This is a genomic window from Bartonella pachyuromydis (assembly GCF_039543065.1).
GTDB lineage: Bacteria > Pseudomonadota > Alphaproteobacteria > Rhizobiales > Rhizobiaceae > Bartonella > Bartonella pachyuromydis.
Genome location: NZ_BAABJA010000002.1, coordinates 186,535 through 205,402, shown reverse-complemented (window position 1 = coordinate 205,402; position 18,868 = coordinate 186,535). Strand labels below are relative to the sequence as shown.

The window sequence follows — 18,868 nt, the reverse complement described above, 5'->3', positions numbered from 1 at the left end:
GAATAACAACTCTGAATACAATAGGATTGTCTTATCTTAAACCCTTTCATATTAAAACAATTAGAATCATTTCCTTGCATGTTTATAAAAGTGGCTCGTGTGTAGGTAAAAGCATTTAAAAAGAGGAATAAAAGTATTTCTTAAAACACTCTTCAATGTAAGAGTTGTCGTAACCTTGAGAGTTAGAAAAAAGTATGATGTTGTTAAAGCGCATCTTACATAAGTGTAAAGATAATGGTGCATAATGTTTTTTTACATTACATTCATGGGAACTGTCGCGAAATGGGTTTGAGTGCATTGAGGAGAATTTCTTTAAAGACAGTGCCTGAATCTGCAATACAATGGCATTCTGTTTTGCATGAGAGGCGTGATGCTATTAAAGAATGAGAGGAACAAAAAGCGTGAAGCAATGCGTAATCGTCATGATTTAAAGTGAAGGAAACGAAAATTGAAGGGTTCTTTCTTTGATTTTAAAATTTCTTGTCCTTTACAATTTTTCTACTTTGTCAGCATCTCCTAGTTAAGCTTTGTTTTTCCAGTCTTAGAAATCTTTCCCATATAAAACTACAACTTTGTCGGATTTTACTTCTTTTTATGATAAACTGAAGACAGATTTAAATGAGGATATTCGAATTAATTTCTTTTGTCTTGATATAAATTGTATATTCTAATTTACGTCATTGAAGTTGAAATATGCAAAATTATTTCATCTTACTATACTCCATTTGAGTATTACTGATAAGCTCATTTAAGGTTAGTTGAATAGAGCTCTTTATGCTTGAATAAATTTTTATCACTGTAACTTTTTTCAAGTTATGCCGTAAGAAAGAGATTGTTATCAACCAAGTTTTTCAGTGAAGATGTGATCTTCTAATTTAAATCAATGATCTCATCTTCAATTTTGCAAAGGATTATTTCATGATGTAGGAAGAAGTATGAGGATAAAATACGCATAACGATGTTTGGATGAATTAAGGATAAAGTTTTTGCTTTTGCCAATTATCATGTTCAACGGAATCGCGTGTAAAGAGTAAGCGGTCATGTAAACGAAACGGGCGATCACGCCAGAATTCGATAGAAAGGGGTTTAACACGAAATCCAGACCAATAAGAAGGCCGTGGGATATTCCCTATCGCATAACGTGTTGTATATTGGGCAATGGATTTTTCGAGGACAAAACGATCTTCTAATGGTCGAGATTGTTTGGATGCCCACGCCCCAATTCGGCTACCACGTGGACGAGATTGAAAATAGGCATCTGCTTCTTGAACACTGACTTTTTCAACAATGCCGCGAATTCTGACTTGCCGGCGCAGCGACTTCCAATGAAAACCTAAAGATGCTTTCATTGATTTTAAAATTTCTTTTCCCTTTTGGCTTTCATAGTTGGTATAGAAAACAAAGCCTTGAGAACTGTGATCTTTGAGAAGCACCATACGAACATTAGGTAATCCTGTTTCATCAACTGTTGCTAATGCCATAGCATTAGGATCATTTACTTCACTCATGGTTGCTTCTTCAAGCCACTTTGCAAAAAGTGCAAAAGGTTTTTGCATTTGGATAAGATCGTCATCTGTTTGTACTTTAGTGCTCATAATATCTCCGGATCCATGAGTAGGAGTAAAAAACGTTATCATTAAAAAATAAAGTGCTATTTTTTCCTATTTCAAAAAGCCAATGCCGTCATGTACTATTATGGTACTTTAATCATTTTTATCTTTAGCATAGACTGCCATGAGCTATATCAAATAAAATATCTCTTTTATCTGGTATTTTGGTTTCTTTATAGACATATAAAGAAATGAAAAATCATTCTTGAGAAAAGATTGATGAAGCTAAGAGGAATATTGAACAACCTATCATTTGATGTTTTGAAAATAGAAAAATTGAAAAGAGGGCAATATGCGTGATCCCTACACAATTCTGGGTGTGGCACGTACCGCAAAACCGCAAGAAATTAAATCGGCATTTAGGAAATTAGCAAAGAAATATCATCCAGACCACAATATGGATGATGCAAGGGCTAAAGAGAAGTTTTCTGAAATTAATCAGGCTTACGAGATCATAGGTGATAAAGATAAAAGAGCACAATTTGACCGTGGTGAAATTGATATGGAAGGAAAACCACTTTATCAAGCTTATGGTGCTGGTGAAAATTTTGGCAATAGTCACAATCCTTTTTCAGGGAGGGCAAAAGGTTTTGATTTTGCTTCTTCAGGAAGCACAGGCTTTGACGCGAGTGATATTTTTCGAGATTTGTTTGGGAGAGGAGGGGGATTTTCAAATTCTGCACGGTATAATCGACCACAACAAGGGGCGCATGTTCGTGCCAATCTTTCTATCACATTGGAGCAGATGGTTGGTGCAGAAAAGGTTGAAGCCGTTTTCCCTAATGGAAAAAGATTAAAAATTAAGCTTCCAGACTATGTTGAAGATGGTCAAACCATTCGTTTAAAGGGCCAAGGAGAAGAAGTGACTTATGGGCAAGCAGGGGATGCGTTGATAACCATCCAAATTCAAAAACATTCTCGTTTTCGGGTTGAAGGAAGAGCGCTCCATCTTGATTTACCAGTTTCCTTAAAACATGCTGTTTTGGGAGCAAAAGAAGAAGTTGAGACTTTAGAAGGGCGTGTGGTTTTAACGATTCCTGCGTGGTCAAGCTCTGATCGTGTTTTACGGTTGAAGGGAAAAGGCCTTCGTTTAAAAAATGGTACAAGAGACGATCTTTATGTGCATGTTCGTATTATGTTGCCAGAAGGTGGAGATGCTGGGTTAGAACAGTTTTTACAAATGCAGAAAAGCTAATATTTAAGTGATATAAAAGCATAGTTTTTGTTTGATTTGAAAGCAATTGCTTGAAGAAAAAGTTGACCTATGCCATAGGCAGATAAATAATATTAATTTTAAGTAACAATGGGGCAGTGCTAATGGCTAAGGGTAATGGTTTATTGTACGGCAAGCGTGGTTTAATTTTGGGATTGGCCAATAATCGTTCTATCGCTTGGGGGATAGCTAAAGCGGCGAGTAATGCAGGGGCGGAGCTTGCTTTTACCTATCAGGGTGAGGCGATGAAAAAACGTGTTGAGCCTTTGGCTGAGGAAGTAGAAGGGTTTGTTTGCGGTCATTGTGATGTTTCTGATAGTGCATCTATGGATGCGGTTTTTAGCGAAATAGAGAAGAAATGGGGCAAACTCGATTTTTTAGTTCATGCTATTGGTTTTTCTGATAAAGATGAATTAAGCGGTCGTTATATTGATATAAGCGAATCGAATTTTATGATGACCATGAATATTTCTGTTTATTCTTTAACGGCTTTGGCAAAGCGTGCAGAGAAATTAATGCCAGATGGTGGTTCAATTTTAACACTGAGTTATTATGGTGCAGAAAAGGTTGTACCCAACTATAATGTGATGGGAATTGCAAAAGCAGCTCTTGAAGCGAGCGTGAAATATCTAGCAGTGGATTTAGGGCCTCAACATATTCGTGTTAATGCTATATCTGCAGGACCAATCAAAACTTTAGCGGCTTCTGGCATTGGTGATTTCCGTTATATTTTAAAATGGAATGAGTATAATGCCCCTTTGCGTCGTACGGTAACAATTGAAGAAGTAGGTGATTCTGCTCTTTATTTTCTTTCAGATTTGTCTCGTTCTGTTACGGGTGAAGTACATCATGTGGATTCAGGCTATAATATTATAGGGATGAAAGCTGTTGATGCGCCAGACATTTCTGTTGTTAAAGAGTAAAGTTATCATTTGATAAAAGTGCTTTGATTGGATTTAAAATGGCTAATGGTATTTTTAGATAGAAATTGTTTTTATACGATACAACATAGACTGTAGTTGCCTATATTTTTGACAGAGAAACGAGGCATTTTTTATGTCGCATAATACATTTGGTCATTTGTTTCGTGTAACAACATGGGGTGAAAGCCATGGAGCTGCTCTTGGCTGTGTCATTGATGGTTGTCCTCCAGGGATTGTTTTTACCCTTTCAGATATTCAATCTTATCTTGATAAACGCAGACCAGGACAATCTCGATATACAACGCAACGTGGAGAGTTAGATCAAGTAGAGATACTTTCAGGAATTGTTGTTCAGGATGATGGGACAACGTTGATAACGACGGGGACGCCGATTTCTCTATTGATTCGAAATACGGATCAGCGTTCTAAGGATTATGGTTCCATTGCTCATCAGTATCGTCCTAGTCATGCGGATTATACCTATGATGTTAAATATGGTATTCGTGATTTTCGTGGTGGAGGACGTGCTTCAGCACGCGAGACGGTTGCACGTGTTGCAGCCGGCGCCGTCGCTCGTAAAGTTGTTCCTGATTTGATTGTACGAGGAGCTGTCATAGCGATTGGTCCCCATACGATCAATCGCGATCATTGGAACTGGTCAGAGGTTGATAATAATCCTTTTTTTACGCCTGATGCAGAAATGGTGCAGGTTTTTAGTGATTATATCAATAAAGTACGCAAAGATGGTTCATCTGTTGGTGCTGTTATTGAGATTGTTGCAGAAAATGTTCCGGCAGGTTTAGGGGCACCTATTTATGCAAAACTTGATCAGGACATCGCATCATTACTCATGTCGATTAATGCGGTGAAAGGTGTAGAAATAGGTGATGGTTTTGCAGCAGCGCGCCTGAAAGGAGAAGAAAATGCAGATGAGATACGGATGGGAAGTGATGGAAAACCATTTTTTTTGTCCAATCACGCAGGTGGTATTTTAGGTGGAATATCAAGTGGACAGCCAATTGTGGCTCGTTTTGCTGTGAAACCTACCCCATCAATTTTAACCCCTCGTCGTTCAATTGACGTTGATGGTAATGAAATAAGTGTTGTAACAAAGGGACGCCATGATCCCTGTGTTGGAATTCGTGCTGTTCCTGTTGGTGAAGCAATGATCGCTTGTGTTATTGCTGATCATTATCTAAGACATCGCGGTCAGGTTGGATAATTTGAAAGGTGAATAATGGCGTATGACGAAAAAAAAATTGTTTCAGCACTTCAAGCTTTTGAACGTGGTGAAATTGTCGTGGTTACCGATGATGATGATCGTGAAAATGAAGGTGATTTAACACTTTCTGCTGCCCATTGTACAGAAGAAAAGATGGCATTTATTATTCGTCATACAACAGGCATTGTTTGTGCTCCTATGCTAAAAGAAGAAGCGCAACGGTTTAATCTTGTTCCTATGGTATCCGATAATAATTCAGCGCATCGTACCCAATTTACTGTGACTGTTGATTTTAAACATGGAACAACGACAGGGATTTCAGCGTACGACCGTACATTAGCAGTGCGTAATCTTGCTAATTCAAATGCTAGCGCAAGCGATTTTATTCGTCCAGGACATATTTTCCCGTTGATTGCGCATGAAGGGGGGGTTCTCATGCGTTCAGGTCACACGGAAGCAGCTGTTGATTTATGTAAATTGGTTGGTTTACCACCGGTCGGCGTTATTGGTGAATTGGTCAATGACGATGGTAGCGTAAAACATGGAGATGAAGTCACAAGATTTGCACAAGAGAATCAATTGCACATCATAACCGTTGCAGATTTGATTGCTTACCGCCAACGTAAAGAAATTTTGATCAAACATATTGGAGAAATGCCTATTGAAACATCAATAGGGCCAGCTATTGTTCAAAGCTATCAGCTTCCTTGGGAAGCAGTGCAACATATTGCAGTCATTTTTGGCAATATCTGTGAGGGTGAGAATATTCCTGTATATTTGCATCGTGAAAATATTTTGCAAAATGTTTTTGGACAATCTTCAGATATTACAGTTGTCATGCAGTGTATGATGAAAAAGGAAAAATGTGGCGTGTTTGTTTATTTGCGTGAGGGATCTGTTGGTATACAATCGGGCATTCAAGAGATGGCAAGAAAAGGTTCAGAAAGCCATGTACAGGCCATTGAACGTGAAAAAGAATGGCGCCAAATTGGTTTAGGATCACAAATTTTAAAACATTTAGGAATTCGTTCTATTGTTGTTGATGCTTCTAAAGAGTGCCATTATATGGGTTTAGAAGATTTTGGAATTCGTATATCCAGAACGGGTATTTTATGAGGATTACATGAAACAAGAGATAAAAAAGGGAGATATTACAGCGTTAAGTTTTGAAGAAGCACTTAAGCAACTTGAAGTGATTGTTGAAAATCTAGAGCGTGGTGATGTTCCTTTAGAACAATCAATTGATATTTATGAGCGTGGTGAGTCTCTTAAAAAACATTGTGAGAAACTCTTGAAAGTTGCTGAAGCTAAAGTTGAGAAAATTCAACTTTCAGAGGGAGGTTCTCCAGAAGGTGTAGAACCCCTTGATTCTGAATAATATTTAGTAATTCAGAGATATTTATTGTCAAATCAAGAGATACGATAATTGAGTTTAAGAGCGCGTATTTTATCGTTTTTTTTTATGAAATAAGTGAATAAATGAGAAAAATCATCAATCATCATCAATAGAGTACGTTTTCTAATAAAAATATGTAAAATTACGAATAGAAGAAGAGAAACGGTATATTTTTACCATTACACTCTGTTTTATGAGATAATATTAAGGAGCTTTTTTTGTCTCGAGTATTGACACCATTGCTTGACCGTATTTGTTTACCACATGACTTGAGGTCGTTGCCTGAGTCTGATTTGGTAAGGTTAGCTGATGAGTTACGCGCAGAAACAATAGATGCAGTTTCTATGACAGGAGGTCATCTTGGTGCGGGACTTGGTGTTGTTGAGCTCACTGTTGCATTGCATTATGTTTTTAATACACCTGAGGATAGAATTATTTGGGATGTTGGTCATCAAGCCTACCCACATAAAATTTTAACAGGGCGCAGAGAGAGAATTCGTACATTGCGTCAAGAAGGTGGTTTATCAGGTTTTACCAAGCGTTCAGAGAGTGTATATGATCCATTTGGAGCAGGGCATTCTTCTACTTCTATTTCGGCTGGCCTTGGCATGGCAGTGGCGAGCGCTTTGAAAGCGGAGGAAAGGCGGAATGTCGTTGCTGTCATTGGTGATGGTGCTATGTCTGCTGGTATGGCTTATGAAGCGATGAATAATGCAGGTGCTTTAGATGCACGTTTGATCGTTGTTTTGAATGATAATGATATGTCTATTGCACCGCCTACGGGTGCTATGAGTGCGCATCTTGCTAGGTTAGTTTCTCGTCCTGCTTACCGTAGTTTACGCGAACGGATAAAGATACTGGGTGAAAAATTGCCTAAGTTCTTTTTAGATAAAGCACGTCTTTCAGAGGAATTTGCACGTGGACTTTTGGTTGGAGGGACTTTGTTTGAAGAGCTTGGTTTTTACTATGTTGGACCAATAGATGGTCATAATTTAAAGCATTTATTACCTGTTTTAAAAAATGTTCGCCAATATCCGCATGGTCCTGTTTTGGTACATGTCGTGACGCATAAAGGCAAAGGATATCCTCCTGCTGAAGAAGCATCTGATAAATATCATGGTGTTAACCGTTTTGATATTATAACAGGCAAACAGGTTAAAGCATCAAGTAACGCTCTTCCCTATACTAAAGTATTTTCTAGGGCTTTAATAGAAGAAGCTACACATGATGATAAGATTGTGGGTATAACTGCAGCAATGCCAACGGGGACAGGTCTTGATGCTTTTGCTGAAAAATTTCCTGAAAGAATGTTTGATGTTGGTATTGCTGAGCAGCATGCAGTTACTTTTGCTGCGGGTCTTGCTTGTGAAGGATATAAGCCTTTTGTTGCGATCTACTCTACTTTTTTACAGCGCGCTTATGATCAGATTATTCATGATGTATCGATTCAAAAATTACCCGTGCGTTTTGCTATTGATCGAGCAGGCTTTGTAGGGGCAGATGGTGCAACACACGCTGGCAGTTTTGATATTGTATTTTTGGCTACTCTTCCTGAATTTGTTGTAATGGCGCCTTCTGATGAAGTAGAACTTATGCATATGGTGCGCACTGCGGCAGCTTATGATCAGGGGCCTATCTCTTTTCGTTATCCGCGTGGTGAAGGTGTTGGTGTGGATTTGCCACAGCGTGGTACGTTATTAGAGATCGGAAAAGGGCGTATTTTGCGTGAAGGAAACAAGATAGCATTAGTTTGTTTTGGAACACGTATGTCAGAAGTATTGGTGGCTGCTGATACATTGGATGCAGAAGGATTATCTACAACGGTAGCAGATGCGCGGTTTGCAAAGCCTTTGGATAAGGATTTAATGTGTCATTTGGCTCGTGAGCATGAAGTCTTAGTCACAATTGAAGAAGGTGCGATGGGTGGATTTGGAGCACATTTATTACAATTTTTGGCACAAGAAGGGCTCTTAGAACGTGGTTTGAAAATTCGTACATTAAAACTTCCTGATGAATATTTAAATCATGGTTCACCAGAGAAAGTTCTTTCGCGTATGGGACTTGATGCTGTTGGTATTATCAACACGGTTTTTTCTGCTTTGAGACGTAAGATTCGGACAGTACAAGATAGTCGAGTATGAGATGACTGCCGGAAAAAGGCTCGATATTCTTTTAGTTGAAAAAAACTTTTTTAAAACGCGTTCGCGGGCACGTGATGCTATTATACGTCAGACTGTTAAGGTTAATGGTGAGATCATTTTCAAAGCGGGACAAATCATTTCTGATGATGCACAGATTATTGTCTGCGATCCAGCACAGAATTACGTTTCGCGTGCAGCATTAAAATTAATCAGTGCACTTGATGTTTTTCCGATTGTCACAAATAAAGCGACTGCTCTTGATATTGGTGCGTCGACTGGTGGTTTTACACAAGTTCTCTTAGAACGTGGAGCCGATCATGTGATTGCTGTAGATGTTGGTCATCATCAATTGGATGCACGTTTATTGAACAACAGTGCGATAACCTTATTAGAAGGTTTAAATGTGAGAGATTTAAAACAGGAACATTTGAACGGACGAAAAATTGATCTCATTGTTTCAGATGTTAGCTTTATTTCTCTCACACTTGCATTGCCTTCTGCTTTGTCTTTAGCAAAAAAAGGCGCACAAGCCGTTTTATTGGTAAAGCCTCAATTTGAGGTTGGACGTCAACATCTTGGTAAGGGCGGGATATTGAAAGATCCAGCAATGGCTCAAAAAACTGCTGACAGACTTTTAAATTGGCTCAATACGCAAAAAGGCTGGAATGCAAAAGGTTTGATCCCTTCACCTATTGCAGGTGGTGATGGTAATTTGGAATATTTGTTATTCGGAGAAAAACAACAGTGAATAACAATGTCATAATAGATCATATTGGAGAGAATGGTCATGGTGTTATAAAAACATTACATGGCCTCATTTATGTTCCTTTTACTTTACCAGGAGAGAGCGCTGAAATCGCCGTTCATGGAAAATACGCGACACTGATAGCATTAAAAGAAAAATCACCAGAGCGCATTGAAGCTCTTTGCCGGCATTTTGGAGAATGTGGAGGCTGTGCGCTTCAACATTGGCATGCTGATGCTTATCGCATATGGAAACAACAGTTGGTTGTAAATGCGTTGAAAGAATATGGACTTAATATTGTTGTTTCACCTTTAATCGAAGGTAAGCCTTATAGCCGTCGGCGTATTATTCTCACAGCCTCTATGACATCACAAGGTTATAAGGTAGGTTTTAATCGTCATATTTCTCATGAGATTGTAGCTGTTGAGGAATGTCCAGTAAGCTGTTTAGAGATTATATCTAAACTAAGAGATATTAGGAAACTCTGTACTCTTCTAAGCAATGATTCCAAACGATTTCATATTACCATAACACGCATTGCAAATGGTTTAGATGTTGCTTTCAGCGGTTGTATTATACGCCATGAGTCAGTTCGTCAAAAAATGGTTCATATAGCTTTAGCATGTGGAATTACGCGTTTATCTGTCGAAGGGGAAGTTTTGATTGAACGAGAAAAACCGTTGATTTACTTTGGAGATATCTGTGTTGAGTTTCCTGCTGGTGGTTTTCTCCAAGCAACATCTGAAGCAGAAAATATGATGGGCAATATTATTTTGGCTCATGTAAAAAAAGCAAGGAATGCTCTTGATTTATTTTCAGGGGTAGGAACATTTACTTTACGTATGGCCAAAAAGATGAATGTTCATGCGGTAGAAAATAATGAAACAGCATTAGCAAATTTAGCTTCAGCAGCGCGTTCTGCAACCGGCTTGAAAACAGTAACTTATGAAAAACGGGATCTTTTTCGCCGCCCACTTTCTATAAAAGAACTTGAGTGTTTTGACGCTGTTGTTTTCGATCCTCCACGCGCTGGTGCAGAAGAACAAGTGCGTGAATTGGCGAAGATAACAATTCCTTATGTTGTGGCTATTTCATGCAATCCTATGACCCTTGCTCGTGATTTATCTTTCCTCGTTGCGGGGGGATATACGATAGAACAAGTCATACCAATTGATCAATTTTTATGGTCACCCCATGTTGAAATTGTTGCTCTTTTAAGCAAGCGCAAAGCAAAGACAGGCTGGAAGCTTTAACCTAAATGAAAAAGCTCTCTTAAATTTTATTTGAGATTTTTTAAACCAAATTGCTTTTGTTATTTTTTCAAATAACGCATAAATTGGTTTACAAGAAGAGTTTGTCTCTTTTCAAATTGAACGAGAGTACTGATACAATAGAATTCCTTATTTATTTCGTTTTGTGATGAAACACAAAAAATATCTATTTGCTTCTCATAAGAGGAGAGAACGTACAAATAAAAACTGTTCGAGAAAAGATGAATACATCTCTTCTCGAAATCACCTTAATGCAAAAGGAAGGGGCAACATTTTGAGATGATAAAGATAAATACTGCTGCCAGCTTATTACGTCATAAGTGCTGTTCCACCAATTGTCATATTATTAATGCGCAAATGAGGCTGTCCGACACCAACAGGAACATTTTGTCCAGCTTTCCCACACATACCAATACCATTATCAAGTTTGCTATCATTGCCAATCATGGTGATACGTTTCATAGCATCTGGTCCGTTTCCGATAAGGGTTGCACCTTTAATGGGAGAAACAATTTTGCCATTTTCTATTCTGTAAGCTTCGGTACATTCAAAAACGAATTTTCCAGAAGTGATATCAACTTGTCCTCCGCCAAACGAAACAGCATAAATACCATTTTTGAGTGAAGATAGAATCTCTTCAGGTGTTTTATCTCCTCCTAACATCATTGTATTGGTCATTCTTGGCATTGGTGCATGCGCATAGGATTCTCGTCGCCCATTTCCTGTTGGCTTCATCCCCATAAGTCGAGCATTCAGCCTGTCTTGCATAAAACCAATGAGTTTTCCATCTTCAATAAGAACGTTATATCCTGATGGGGTTCCTTCATCATCAATGGTGAGTGAACCACGGCACTGGGGAATTGTACCATCATCCACAACTGTAACACCTTTTGCGGCAACTTGTTGTCCCAAAAGTTCAGAAAAAGCAGAGGTTTTTTTGCGGTTAAAATCACCTTCTAAACCATGGCCTACGGCTTCATGAAGCATAACGCCAGGCCATCCATTAGCTAAGACAACATCAAATGTTCCTGCTGGAGCAGCTTCTGCTTCTAAGTTGATGAGAGCCATACGCAAGGCTTCATCCGCAGCTTTTTTCCAATTTTCTTCGCGAATAAATTGGCTAAATGCTTGCCGCCCACCACATCCATAAAAACCATTTTCTCTCCGACTACCTTCGGCAGCAACCACAGATATGGCAAGTCGTACAAGAGGACGTACATCACGAACTAAATACCCATCTGCTCGTAAAATTTCAACATGCTGTAGTAAACCAGAAAGAGAAACGGTCACTTGATGCAATTTATCATTTTTAGCCCGTAAATAGGTATCAATTTTTTGCAAAAGTGTACTTTTTTCTTCAAATGATGGGGCATCAAGGGGATTATGTGGTTGATAAAGCCTTTTATTGGTTTTTTGAGGTGCTACACTATAGGGGCCTGCATGATTATGATAGGTAACAGCTTTTGCAGCTTCACTAGCACGTTTAAGTGCAGCAGCTGATAATTCACTAGAATGTGCATATCCAGTTGCTTCTCCAGCAACCACGCGCAAACCAAATCCCATATCTTGATGAAATGAGCCATTTTTAAGCTGTCCATTATCAAATAAAAGAGATTCGCTTTCTGTATATTCTAGGTAAAGCTCACCATCATCAGCATGATGAAGCGTTTCTTGTACAAGTGATTGCACTTTAGATGCTGCAATATCAAAATGATCAATAAGCGATTTCATAAGAATTATCCTATTTTCAGGGGCACCAAGAAGGTTTCCACTTATTTTATTTAAAAAGCTGTGAAGTGTATTATAAAATTTTCATTATTGAATGTGCACAGATTCTATTATGTTGGTAGAGTTGCATAGGCATCACTCAGACCATGAAGATCAACAACTCCTCCAACTGCTTGCTCAGGGGTTGTAAAAATGAAGTAGGTTGCTTTTTTGCCTTTAAAAAAGCGCTGTAAGATGTCTTCTTTGAGAACAGCTTCAGCAACACAATTATCACCAAGACACCGACGATATTCTAATCTTCCCATATTTTTATCATCAATTTTAAGTCCCACACCAGGGCGCAATTCAACACGGCTTGGAACAAAAACGCGCATCAGAGTTCCTTGATTTTTAGGGAGTTTGTAAAATGTAACACGGAGCGTAATATCGTGACGATTTTGTGTGTGTACATTTTGTACAACTTCACATTGCATATTAGGTGTGCCTGGTGGTAGAGAGCAAACCTTTGTCCATGCACCATAGGTTTGTGGAGCAGGGGCATTTTGCACATGAGATGTCTGTGCAGTAGCATGATGGAGAAAGGCATTATAAAGTGTGCAAATAACAGCAACAACAAAGAATTTTTTATAAAGTATCACAGGAAACCCTAACTACCTCACCACTATACCTTTTTTGTGTATAGCTCTGCATAAAAATAAATTTTTGAACCGAAATCATGACATTATAACACAAAACCAATGTTTACGAAAACATATTAATCTATATATACAACTATGAGAAATAAAAGCAAAAATAGAAAAAGCAAGATAGCACAGAAGGTAGAGTGTTTAGCGTTGCTTTATGGTATTTGGTATGCTGTACTTTTTATGATACGTTTGTAATGTAGAAAAATAATATATGTTAGAAAATATGTTTTTTTGCAAATATTTTCATCTATTTTTAGGGGATACAAATAGGAGAGGTGTCTTAATATGTTCTCTAAAAACACAGTGATATTAATGAGTCATTCCCATATGCTAGACAATGTTTGTTTGTGGATGACAAAAATGAAAAAGGTCTTTGAGTGGAATGTCTGTTTCAGGAGAATTATCGGCTGCAGTTGATAAATCAATGCCGCCAAAATCTGGTATTGGTGATTATATTGCATTATTAAAACCACGAGTTATGTCTCTTGTTGTCTTTACAGCTTTAGTTGGATTAGTGGTGTCACCTGTTTCAATGAATCCATTTTGTAGTTTTTTGGCAATTTTTTGTATTGCTGTGGGTGCTGGTAGTGCGGGAGCACTTAATATGTGGTATGATGCGGATATTGATGCCGTGATGGAACGTACCAAAAATCGTCCCATTCCTATGGGTAAGATCACCCCCAAGACGGCGTTTATTTTTGGCATGATGCTTTCGATGCTTTCTGTATTGATGATGGGGAGCTTCATTAATTGGTTTTCAGCACTTTTTCTTGCTTTTACAATTTTCTTTTATGTCGTTATCTATACGATTTTGCTAAAGCGTACAACGCCACAAAATATTGTTATTGGTGGTGCCTCTGGAGCTTTCCCACCAATGATTGGATGGGCTGCCACAACAGGGACTGTGAGTCTTGACAGTTTCTTGTTATTTTTAATCATTTTCATGTGGACACCACCACATTTTTGGTCCCTTTCTCTTTTTTCATCTCTTGATTATGAGGCAGCAGGCATTCCTATGATGCCTAATGTACGAGGTGAGTATTCGACAAAAAAACAGATCTTATTTTACACTATTCTTATGGCTATATCTGCAATAGGGCCTTACATTACTGGTCTTGGGGGAATCTTTTATGGCATTTTTTCAACCATTTTAAGCATTATCTTCATCTACTTCTCTTATCGTTTGTGGAAAACTGATACGCATGATACAACCATTGTAATGGCAAGAAAAGTGTTTTTCTTTTCATTGCTTTATTTGGCAGTTCTCTTTGGAATTCTTTTAATTGAATCTCTTGTATGGTCCTTTATTGCCCTCTAATACAATAGAGTGAAAGTGCAAACTTAAAAGAGTTTTATCTTAAAATAAAATAAGTGCTATAGAAATAGGCTATATGGTACAGGTCATTATATGAAGAGGGGTGTATTACCTTTCCTCTTTATACTGTTTGTATAATACATATGGGTTGTTGATTCGAACATATGGTCAAAGTTAGAGATATTAGGGATGGTCTATGTCTATACTTCCTCCTTTAACAATGCGTCTTTGCGGTCCACGTGGATTTTGTGCAGGAGTTGATCGTGCTATTCAGATTGTTTTGCTTGCATTAAAAAAATATGGTGCACCAGTTTATGTTCGTCATGAAATTGTACATAACCGCTATGTGGTTGAAGGATTGCAGCAACGTGGAGCAATTTTTGTTGAAGAACTTGATGAGATTCCAGAAGAACACCGTAGTCAACCTGTTGTATTTTCTGCCCATGGTGTACCAAAATCTGTACTAGAAGAGGCTCGTCGCTATAATTTGTTTTATCTTGATGCTACATGTCCGTTGGTTTCTAAAGTTCATAAACAAGCGATACGGCATCAACGTCATGGCCGTCATGTTATATTAATTGGCCATTCTGGTCATCCTGAGGTGATAGGAACAATGGGACAGCTAGAAAAAGGGGCTGTGACATTAATTGAAACAATTGAAGATGCTCTACATTATCAGCCAGATGAACCCGATAAATTAGGGTTTGTCACACAAACAACGCTTTCAGTTGAAGATACAGCAGAGGTTCTCGATGTGTTGCAGCGACGTTTTCCTACATTAGAAGCTCCAGCTGCTGAATCAATTTGCTATGCAACCACAAACCGACAAGAAGCCGTGAAGGCAGCAGCAATGGGAAGTGATTTATTTTTGATTGTTGGAGCACCAAATTCTTCTAATTCACGACGTTTAGTAGAAGTTGCTGAGAGATTTGGTGCACGGCAGTCTATTTTAGTTCAGCGTGTTGATGAAATTGATTTTGATAGCCTTAGAGCTCTTTCTGTTGTGAGTCTTTCAGCTGGGGCTTCTGCTCCCGAAATTATTATTGATGAAATTATTTCAGCGTTTCGTGAACGTTATAACGTTACAATAGAATTAGCAGAAACAGCAGTAGAGACAGAGGCATTTTTGGTGAGTCGCGAATTACGTGATATCACTTTAACGCCTCAAGATATGGCGTTTGTTAATGGTCGAGCTGAGACGCAGAAAAATAAAAATCGAGATACAATTATGCCTATAACGAAAGCAAAATAATGGCGGTTTATACAGACATTCAACGGGATGATTTGAAGATATTTTTAACACGCTATTCGATAGGTTCGCTTGTATCCTATAAAGGTATAGAAGAAGGGATCGAAAATTCTAATTTTATGCTCCATACAACAGAAGGTAGGTTTATTCTGACGCTTTATGAAAAACGTATTTCAAAAGATGATTTACCTTTTTTTTGCAGTCTTATGCAGCATTTAAACCAGCGGGGCATTCTTTGCCCTCAACCGGTGGTGCAAAATGACGGGACAATGATTGGTGAATTAGCAGGGCGCCCTGCTGCTATTATTACTTTTTTGGAAGGAATATGGATTCGCCAACCTGATATAGATCATTGTGGTGAAGTGGGAACTGGTTTAGCACAATTGCATTTAGCAGGGCGGGATTTTACACTTAGTCGTAAAAATACTCTTTCTGTTATGGACTGGAGATTATTATGGGAACATTGCCAAACGAGCAAAGATGCGTTGTTAAGAGAGTTCGGGCAAAAAATTGATATGGAATTAGCTTTTTTGCAAGAAAATTGGCCGTCTAATTTACCAACAGGCATTATTCATGCTGATTTATTTAATGATAATGTGTTTTTTTTGAATCATCGTCTTTCTGGTATTATAGATTTCTATTTTGCTTGTAGTGATTTTTTTGCTTATGATTTAGCTATATGCTTAAATGCTTGGTGTTTTGAACCAGACCATTCCTATAACCTTACCAAAGCGCGTAGGCTATTAGAAAATTATCAAAAAATAAGACCATTGCTCTCTTTAGAATTGAATGCAATGATTCTGTTAGCGCGTGGTGCATCTTTACGTTTTTTACTCACGCGCCTTTATGATTGGTTTAATACACCGCCAAAGAGCCTTGTCATTAAGAAAGATCCACGAGAATATTGGCATAAGCTTTGTTTTTTTAGTCGTGTAGGTTCACGGAGTGAGTTGGGTTTTTAAAGTCTATGTTAAGTCAACAAAAAATCGTTGAAATTTATACAGATGGTGCTTGTTCCGGTAATCCTGGAGTTGGAGGATGGGGAGCGATTTTGCGCTGGAATGGCCATGAACGTGAACTTTATGGTGGAGAGGCGCACACCACCAATAACCAGATGGAACTGATGGCAGCGATTTCTGCCTTAAAAGCGCTTAAAGAGCCTTGCTTAGTCGATCTTTATACGGACTCGATTTATGTACGCAACGGTATCTCCACATGGCTTGAAGGTTGGAAGAAAAATAATTGGCGTACGACATCAAAAAGCCCTGTAAAAAATATAGAGTTATGGCAAGCTCTTGAAGATGTCTGTTCTCGTCATACTGTGAGATGGCATTGGGTAAAAGGTCATGCTGGCCATCCAGACAATGAGCGCGCGGATGCACTTGCTCGTAAAGCAATCACTAAATATCGTGAAAATGGATATTTTTCAAAATAGTTTTTTGTAAGCTTTGCTCTTTTATCACGAAGTAGAAAAGAGTGAGATTCTATAAGAAATAGCTCTGTATTTGCAAATTTATTTCACAACGGTATCTGTGAATAAGCCATAATGCATTACTATATTATACCTTTATAAGCGTCATCTCATATTATTTTTAGTTCAAAATGTTACAACAGTCCTTGCTTAAAGGTGGTTTATAAAAACTATCTTTATTCTTTTCTCCAATGGTTTTTACCCACATGTGATTTCTTCTTACTGATACGCAACACAATAATGTTGATTGATTCATCATAAGTATGCTTAAAATGAGAGAAATTTGCAATATTCGCTTCTCTCATTCAAGTTATGAAAATATTAATTATTATTGTAAATCAATATATTGACTATAAGATTTCTAACGTTCCACTAAACGTATGCTCTTTAAAAGAAATTGTATAAAAAATGGTGTATTTTTCCCCATCTGGTATGAAATAGAGTGGAGCGCTAAAGAGTGTGTATTCCGCATTCTCACGGACTTTTTTTGCTGGTCCAATTTGCATTTCCCCTCCATCTAAAAAGAGAGAAGAAGGTGTAGCTTTGTTTTTACTTTGTATTTTGATGAAGAGGGCATTTGCGTCTTTTTCGGCACTTATTTTAAATTCATGATGTGTGGTAAGGGGTAAGGCATTTTGAGCCTTTTTTAATAAGGATAAAGGGAGAGGAATGATTTTTTCAACAGAAGGAGAAAAATCAAAGTTAACAGTGAGTGGAAGACAAATTTTATGACATAATCCAAGTGTTAAAGCACCACTTAAATTTTTGTCTGAACCAAAAACACTGAAGGGTAATACCACTTTATCTTTATAGCCTAGTGACCAGTCATTTTCTGTTTCATAGAGTTGTGGTGTGGGATAAAAGATTTCATAAGAAACCTGTTGATTGAAGTTAAAAGATGGTATTATGCCCGAATTACCTGGATTACGCCAGTATGTTTTCCATCCTTGTTTCAGAACAATTTCAATAAAGCCCTCTCTTATTCCAGAAGGAGAGGGATTGGTAATAGCTAATCTGATACGGCCACCATCTGATTCATACCAAGATGTTGCAAAAAGATATGTATTTTGTTGTATTTGAGCACTGACAGGGATGTTAAATAATCCTAAAATTACGCATGTTAAGCTTAAAGTAACGAAAAGTTTTTTATAAAGGCGAATGATAATATTTTTAAAACTTATAAATATTTGATTTTTTTTCATTGGAACTTTATTTTCCTATTGTACTAACTAAAGTGAACCTTATCATGTAAATTATGGAGAATAACAGATTGATGAAGCAATGTAATAGCTTTTTGGGTGGACAGTTGCTTATAGCAATGCCAGGGATGAATGATAAACGCTTTATTCGTTCTGTTATTTATGTTTGTGCGCATTCTGATGCTGGTGCTATGGGAATTATTCTCAATCAATTGCATCATATTGACTTTCCAGAGCTTTTACTTCATCTTGGGGTTATAAACAGTGGCCAAAAAAAATGTCTTTCTGAACCAATAAAAAAATTTCCAGTACGTTATGGTGGACCAGTTGATCCTTCACGTGGTTTTGTACTGCATTCTGATGATTATGCCTGTGAAGAAACTGTTTTTATTGCAGATAAGATCTGCTTCACTGCAACTATTGATATTTTAAAAGCAATCAGTTGTGAAAAAGGCCCTCAACATGCACTTATAGCCTTAGGTTATGCCGGATGGAAAGCCGGGCAGCTTGAAGCAGAAATCTCTACAAATGGTTGGTTGATAAGTCCTACATCGCCTAGCTTTCTTTTTGAAAGTAATTTAAATCGCAAATATGATGAAAGCTTGGTTCGCATGGGGATTAACCCAGCCTATCTCGTTTCTGAAATGGGGCATGCGTAGAACTTTATTATTCTCTAAGTTTTTGATTTTACATAATATC

Annotated in this window: 17 protein-coding genes; 13 read left to right on the top strand and 4 right to left on the bottom strand. The window is 37.9% G+C overall.

Annotated features, from left to right (window positions below; genetic code table 11):
- Positions 1 to 971: 971 nt before the first annotated feature.
- On the bottom strand, positions 972 to 1,595 hold the full coding sequence (gene pdxH / locus ABD917_RS02725) for a pyridoxamine 5'-phosphate oxidase (protein ID WP_345118562.1): 624 nt from the start codon (positions 1,593 to 1,595) through the stop codon (positions 972 to 974).
- Positions 1,596 to 1,902: 307 nt separating this feature from the next.
- On the opposite strand from pdxH, the gene ABD917_RS02720 reads away from it, so the two are divergent.
- The 8 genes from ABD917_RS02720 to ABD917_RS02685 all read left to right on the top strand — a co-directional run bounded on the left by ABD917_RS02720 (position 1,903) and on the right by ABD917_RS02685 (position 10,503).
- Positions 1,903 to 2,805, top strand: a complete 903-nt coding sequence (locus ABD917_RS02720) for a DnaJ C-terminal domain-containing protein (RefSeq protein WP_345118561.1) — start codon at positions 1,903 to 1,905, stop codon at positions 2,803 to 2,805.
- A 122-nt stretch (positions 2,806 to 2,927) separates the two neighbouring features.
- Complete coding sequence (fabI, locus tag ABD917_RS02715; protein ID WP_345118560.1) at positions 2,928 to 3,746, top strand: enoyl-ACP reductase FabI; 819 nt, start codon at positions 2,928 to 2,930, stop codon at positions 3,744 to 3,746.
- Positions 3,747 to 3,879: 133 nt separating this feature from the next.
- Positions 3,880 to 4,968, top strand: coding sequence for a chorismate synthase (gene aroC, locus ABD917_RS02710; protein WP_345118559.1), 1,089 nt, complete (start codon positions 3,880 to 3,882; stop codon positions 4,966 to 4,968).
- A 15-nt stretch (positions 4,969 to 4,983) separates the two neighbouring features.
- Positions 4,984 to 6,084 carry a 3,4-dihydroxy-2-butanone-4-phosphate synthase gene (gene ribB / locus ABD917_RS02705; RefSeq protein WP_345118558.1) on the top strand — a complete coding sequence of 367 codons (1,101 nt, stop codon included), beginning with the start codon at positions 4,984 to 4,986 and terminating at the stop codon, positions 6,082 to 6,084.
- A 7-nt stretch (positions 6,085 to 6,091) separates the two neighbouring features.
- Positions 6,092 to 6,346 (top strand): exodeoxyribonuclease VII small subunit, encoded by a 255-nt coding sequence (locus ABD917_RS02700; protein WP_345118557.1) that lies wholly within the window; start codon positions 6,092 to 6,094, stop codon positions 6,344 to 6,346.
- Between the two features lie 236 nt (positions 6,347 to 6,582).
- Entirely contained in the window at positions 6,583 to 8,505 is a 1,923-nt protein-coding gene (dxs, locus tag ABD917_RS02695; protein ID WP_345118556.1) for a 1-deoxy-D-xylulose-5-phosphate synthase, read from the top strand.
- Position 8,506: 1 nt separating this feature from the next.
- On the top strand, positions 8,507 to 9,253 hold the full coding sequence (locus tag ABD917_RS02690) for a TlyA family RNA methyltransferase (protein WP_345118555.1): 747 nt from the start codon (positions 8,507 to 8,509) through the stop codon (positions 9,251 to 9,253).
- Complete coding sequence (locus tag ABD917_RS02685; RefSeq protein WP_345118554.1) at positions 9,250 to 10,503, top strand: class I SAM-dependent RNA methyltransferase; 1,254 nt, start codon at positions 9,250 to 9,252, stop codon at positions 10,501 to 10,503. Before ABD917_RS02690 ends, ABD917_RS02685 begins: the two co-directional genes overlap by 4 nt.
- Positions 10,504 to 10,830: 327 nt before the next feature.
- Here the strand turns inward: ABD917_RS02685 and tldD are convergent, their stop codons facing one another.
- Together tldD and ABD917_RS02675 are read right to left on the bottom strand one after the other, a co-directional pair.
- Complete coding sequence (gene tldD, locus ABD917_RS02680; protein ID WP_345118553.1) at positions 10,831 to 12,252, bottom strand: metalloprotease TldD; 1,422 nt, start codon at positions 12,250 to 12,252, stop codon at positions 10,831 to 10,833.
- A gap of 107 nt (positions 12,253 to 12,359) precedes the next feature.
- Positions 12,360 to 12,887: an invasion associated locus B family protein gene (locus tag ABD917_RS02675; RefSeq protein ID WP_345118552.1), complete on the bottom strand. Its 528-nt coding sequence runs from the start codon at positions 12,885 to 12,887 to the stop codon at positions 12,360 to 12,362.
- Positions 12,888 to 13,317: 430 nt separating this feature from the next.
- Between ABD917_RS02675 and cyoE the strand changes: the two genes are divergently transcribed.
- The 4 genes from cyoE to rnhA all read left to right on the top strand — a co-directional run bounded on the left by cyoE (position 13,318) and on the right by rnhA (position 16,934).
- Positions 13,318 to 14,253, top strand: coding sequence for a heme o synthase (gene cyoE / locus ABD917_RS02670; RefSeq protein ID WP_345118551.1), 936 nt, complete (start codon positions 13,318 to 13,320; stop codon positions 14,251 to 14,253).
- 193 nt (positions 14,254 to 14,446) lie between these two features.
- The gene (ispH, locus tag ABD917_RS02665) at positions 14,447 to 15,502 is read left to right on the top strand and encodes a 4-hydroxy-3-methylbut-2-enyl diphosphate reductase (protein WP_345118550.1); all 1,056 of its coding nucleotides are present in this window, start codon (positions 14,447 to 14,449) and stop codon (positions 15,500 to 15,502) included.
- Positions 15,502 to 16,461, top strand: coding sequence for a homoserine kinase (locus tag ABD917_RS02660; RefSeq protein WP_345118549.1), 960 nt, complete (start codon positions 15,502 to 15,504; stop codon positions 16,459 to 16,461). Before ispH ends, ABD917_RS02660 begins: the two co-directional genes overlap by 1 nt.
- Before the next feature lie 5 nt (positions 16,462 to 16,466).
- On the top strand, positions 16,467 to 16,934 hold the full coding sequence (rnhA, locus tag ABD917_RS02655; protein WP_345118548.1) for a ribonuclease HI: 468 nt from the start codon (positions 16,467 to 16,469) through the stop codon (positions 16,932 to 16,934).
- A gap of 386 nt (positions 16,935 to 17,320) precedes the next feature.
- Here the strand turns inward: rnhA and ABD917_RS02650 are convergent, their stop codons facing one another.
- A complete protein-coding gene (locus ABD917_RS02650; protein ID WP_345118547.1) occupies positions 17,321 to 18,172 on the bottom strand; it encodes a protein-disulfide reductase DsbD domain-containing protein in 852 nt (283 codons plus the stop codon).
- A gap of 71 nt (positions 18,173 to 18,243) precedes the next feature.
- Between ABD917_RS02650 and ABD917_RS02645 the strand changes: the two genes are divergently transcribed.
- Entirely contained in the window at positions 18,244 to 18,828 is a 585-nt protein-coding gene (locus ABD917_RS02645) for a YqgE/AlgH family protein (protein ID WP_345118546.1), read from the top strand.
- Positions 18,829 to 18,868: the final 40 nt, after the last annotated feature.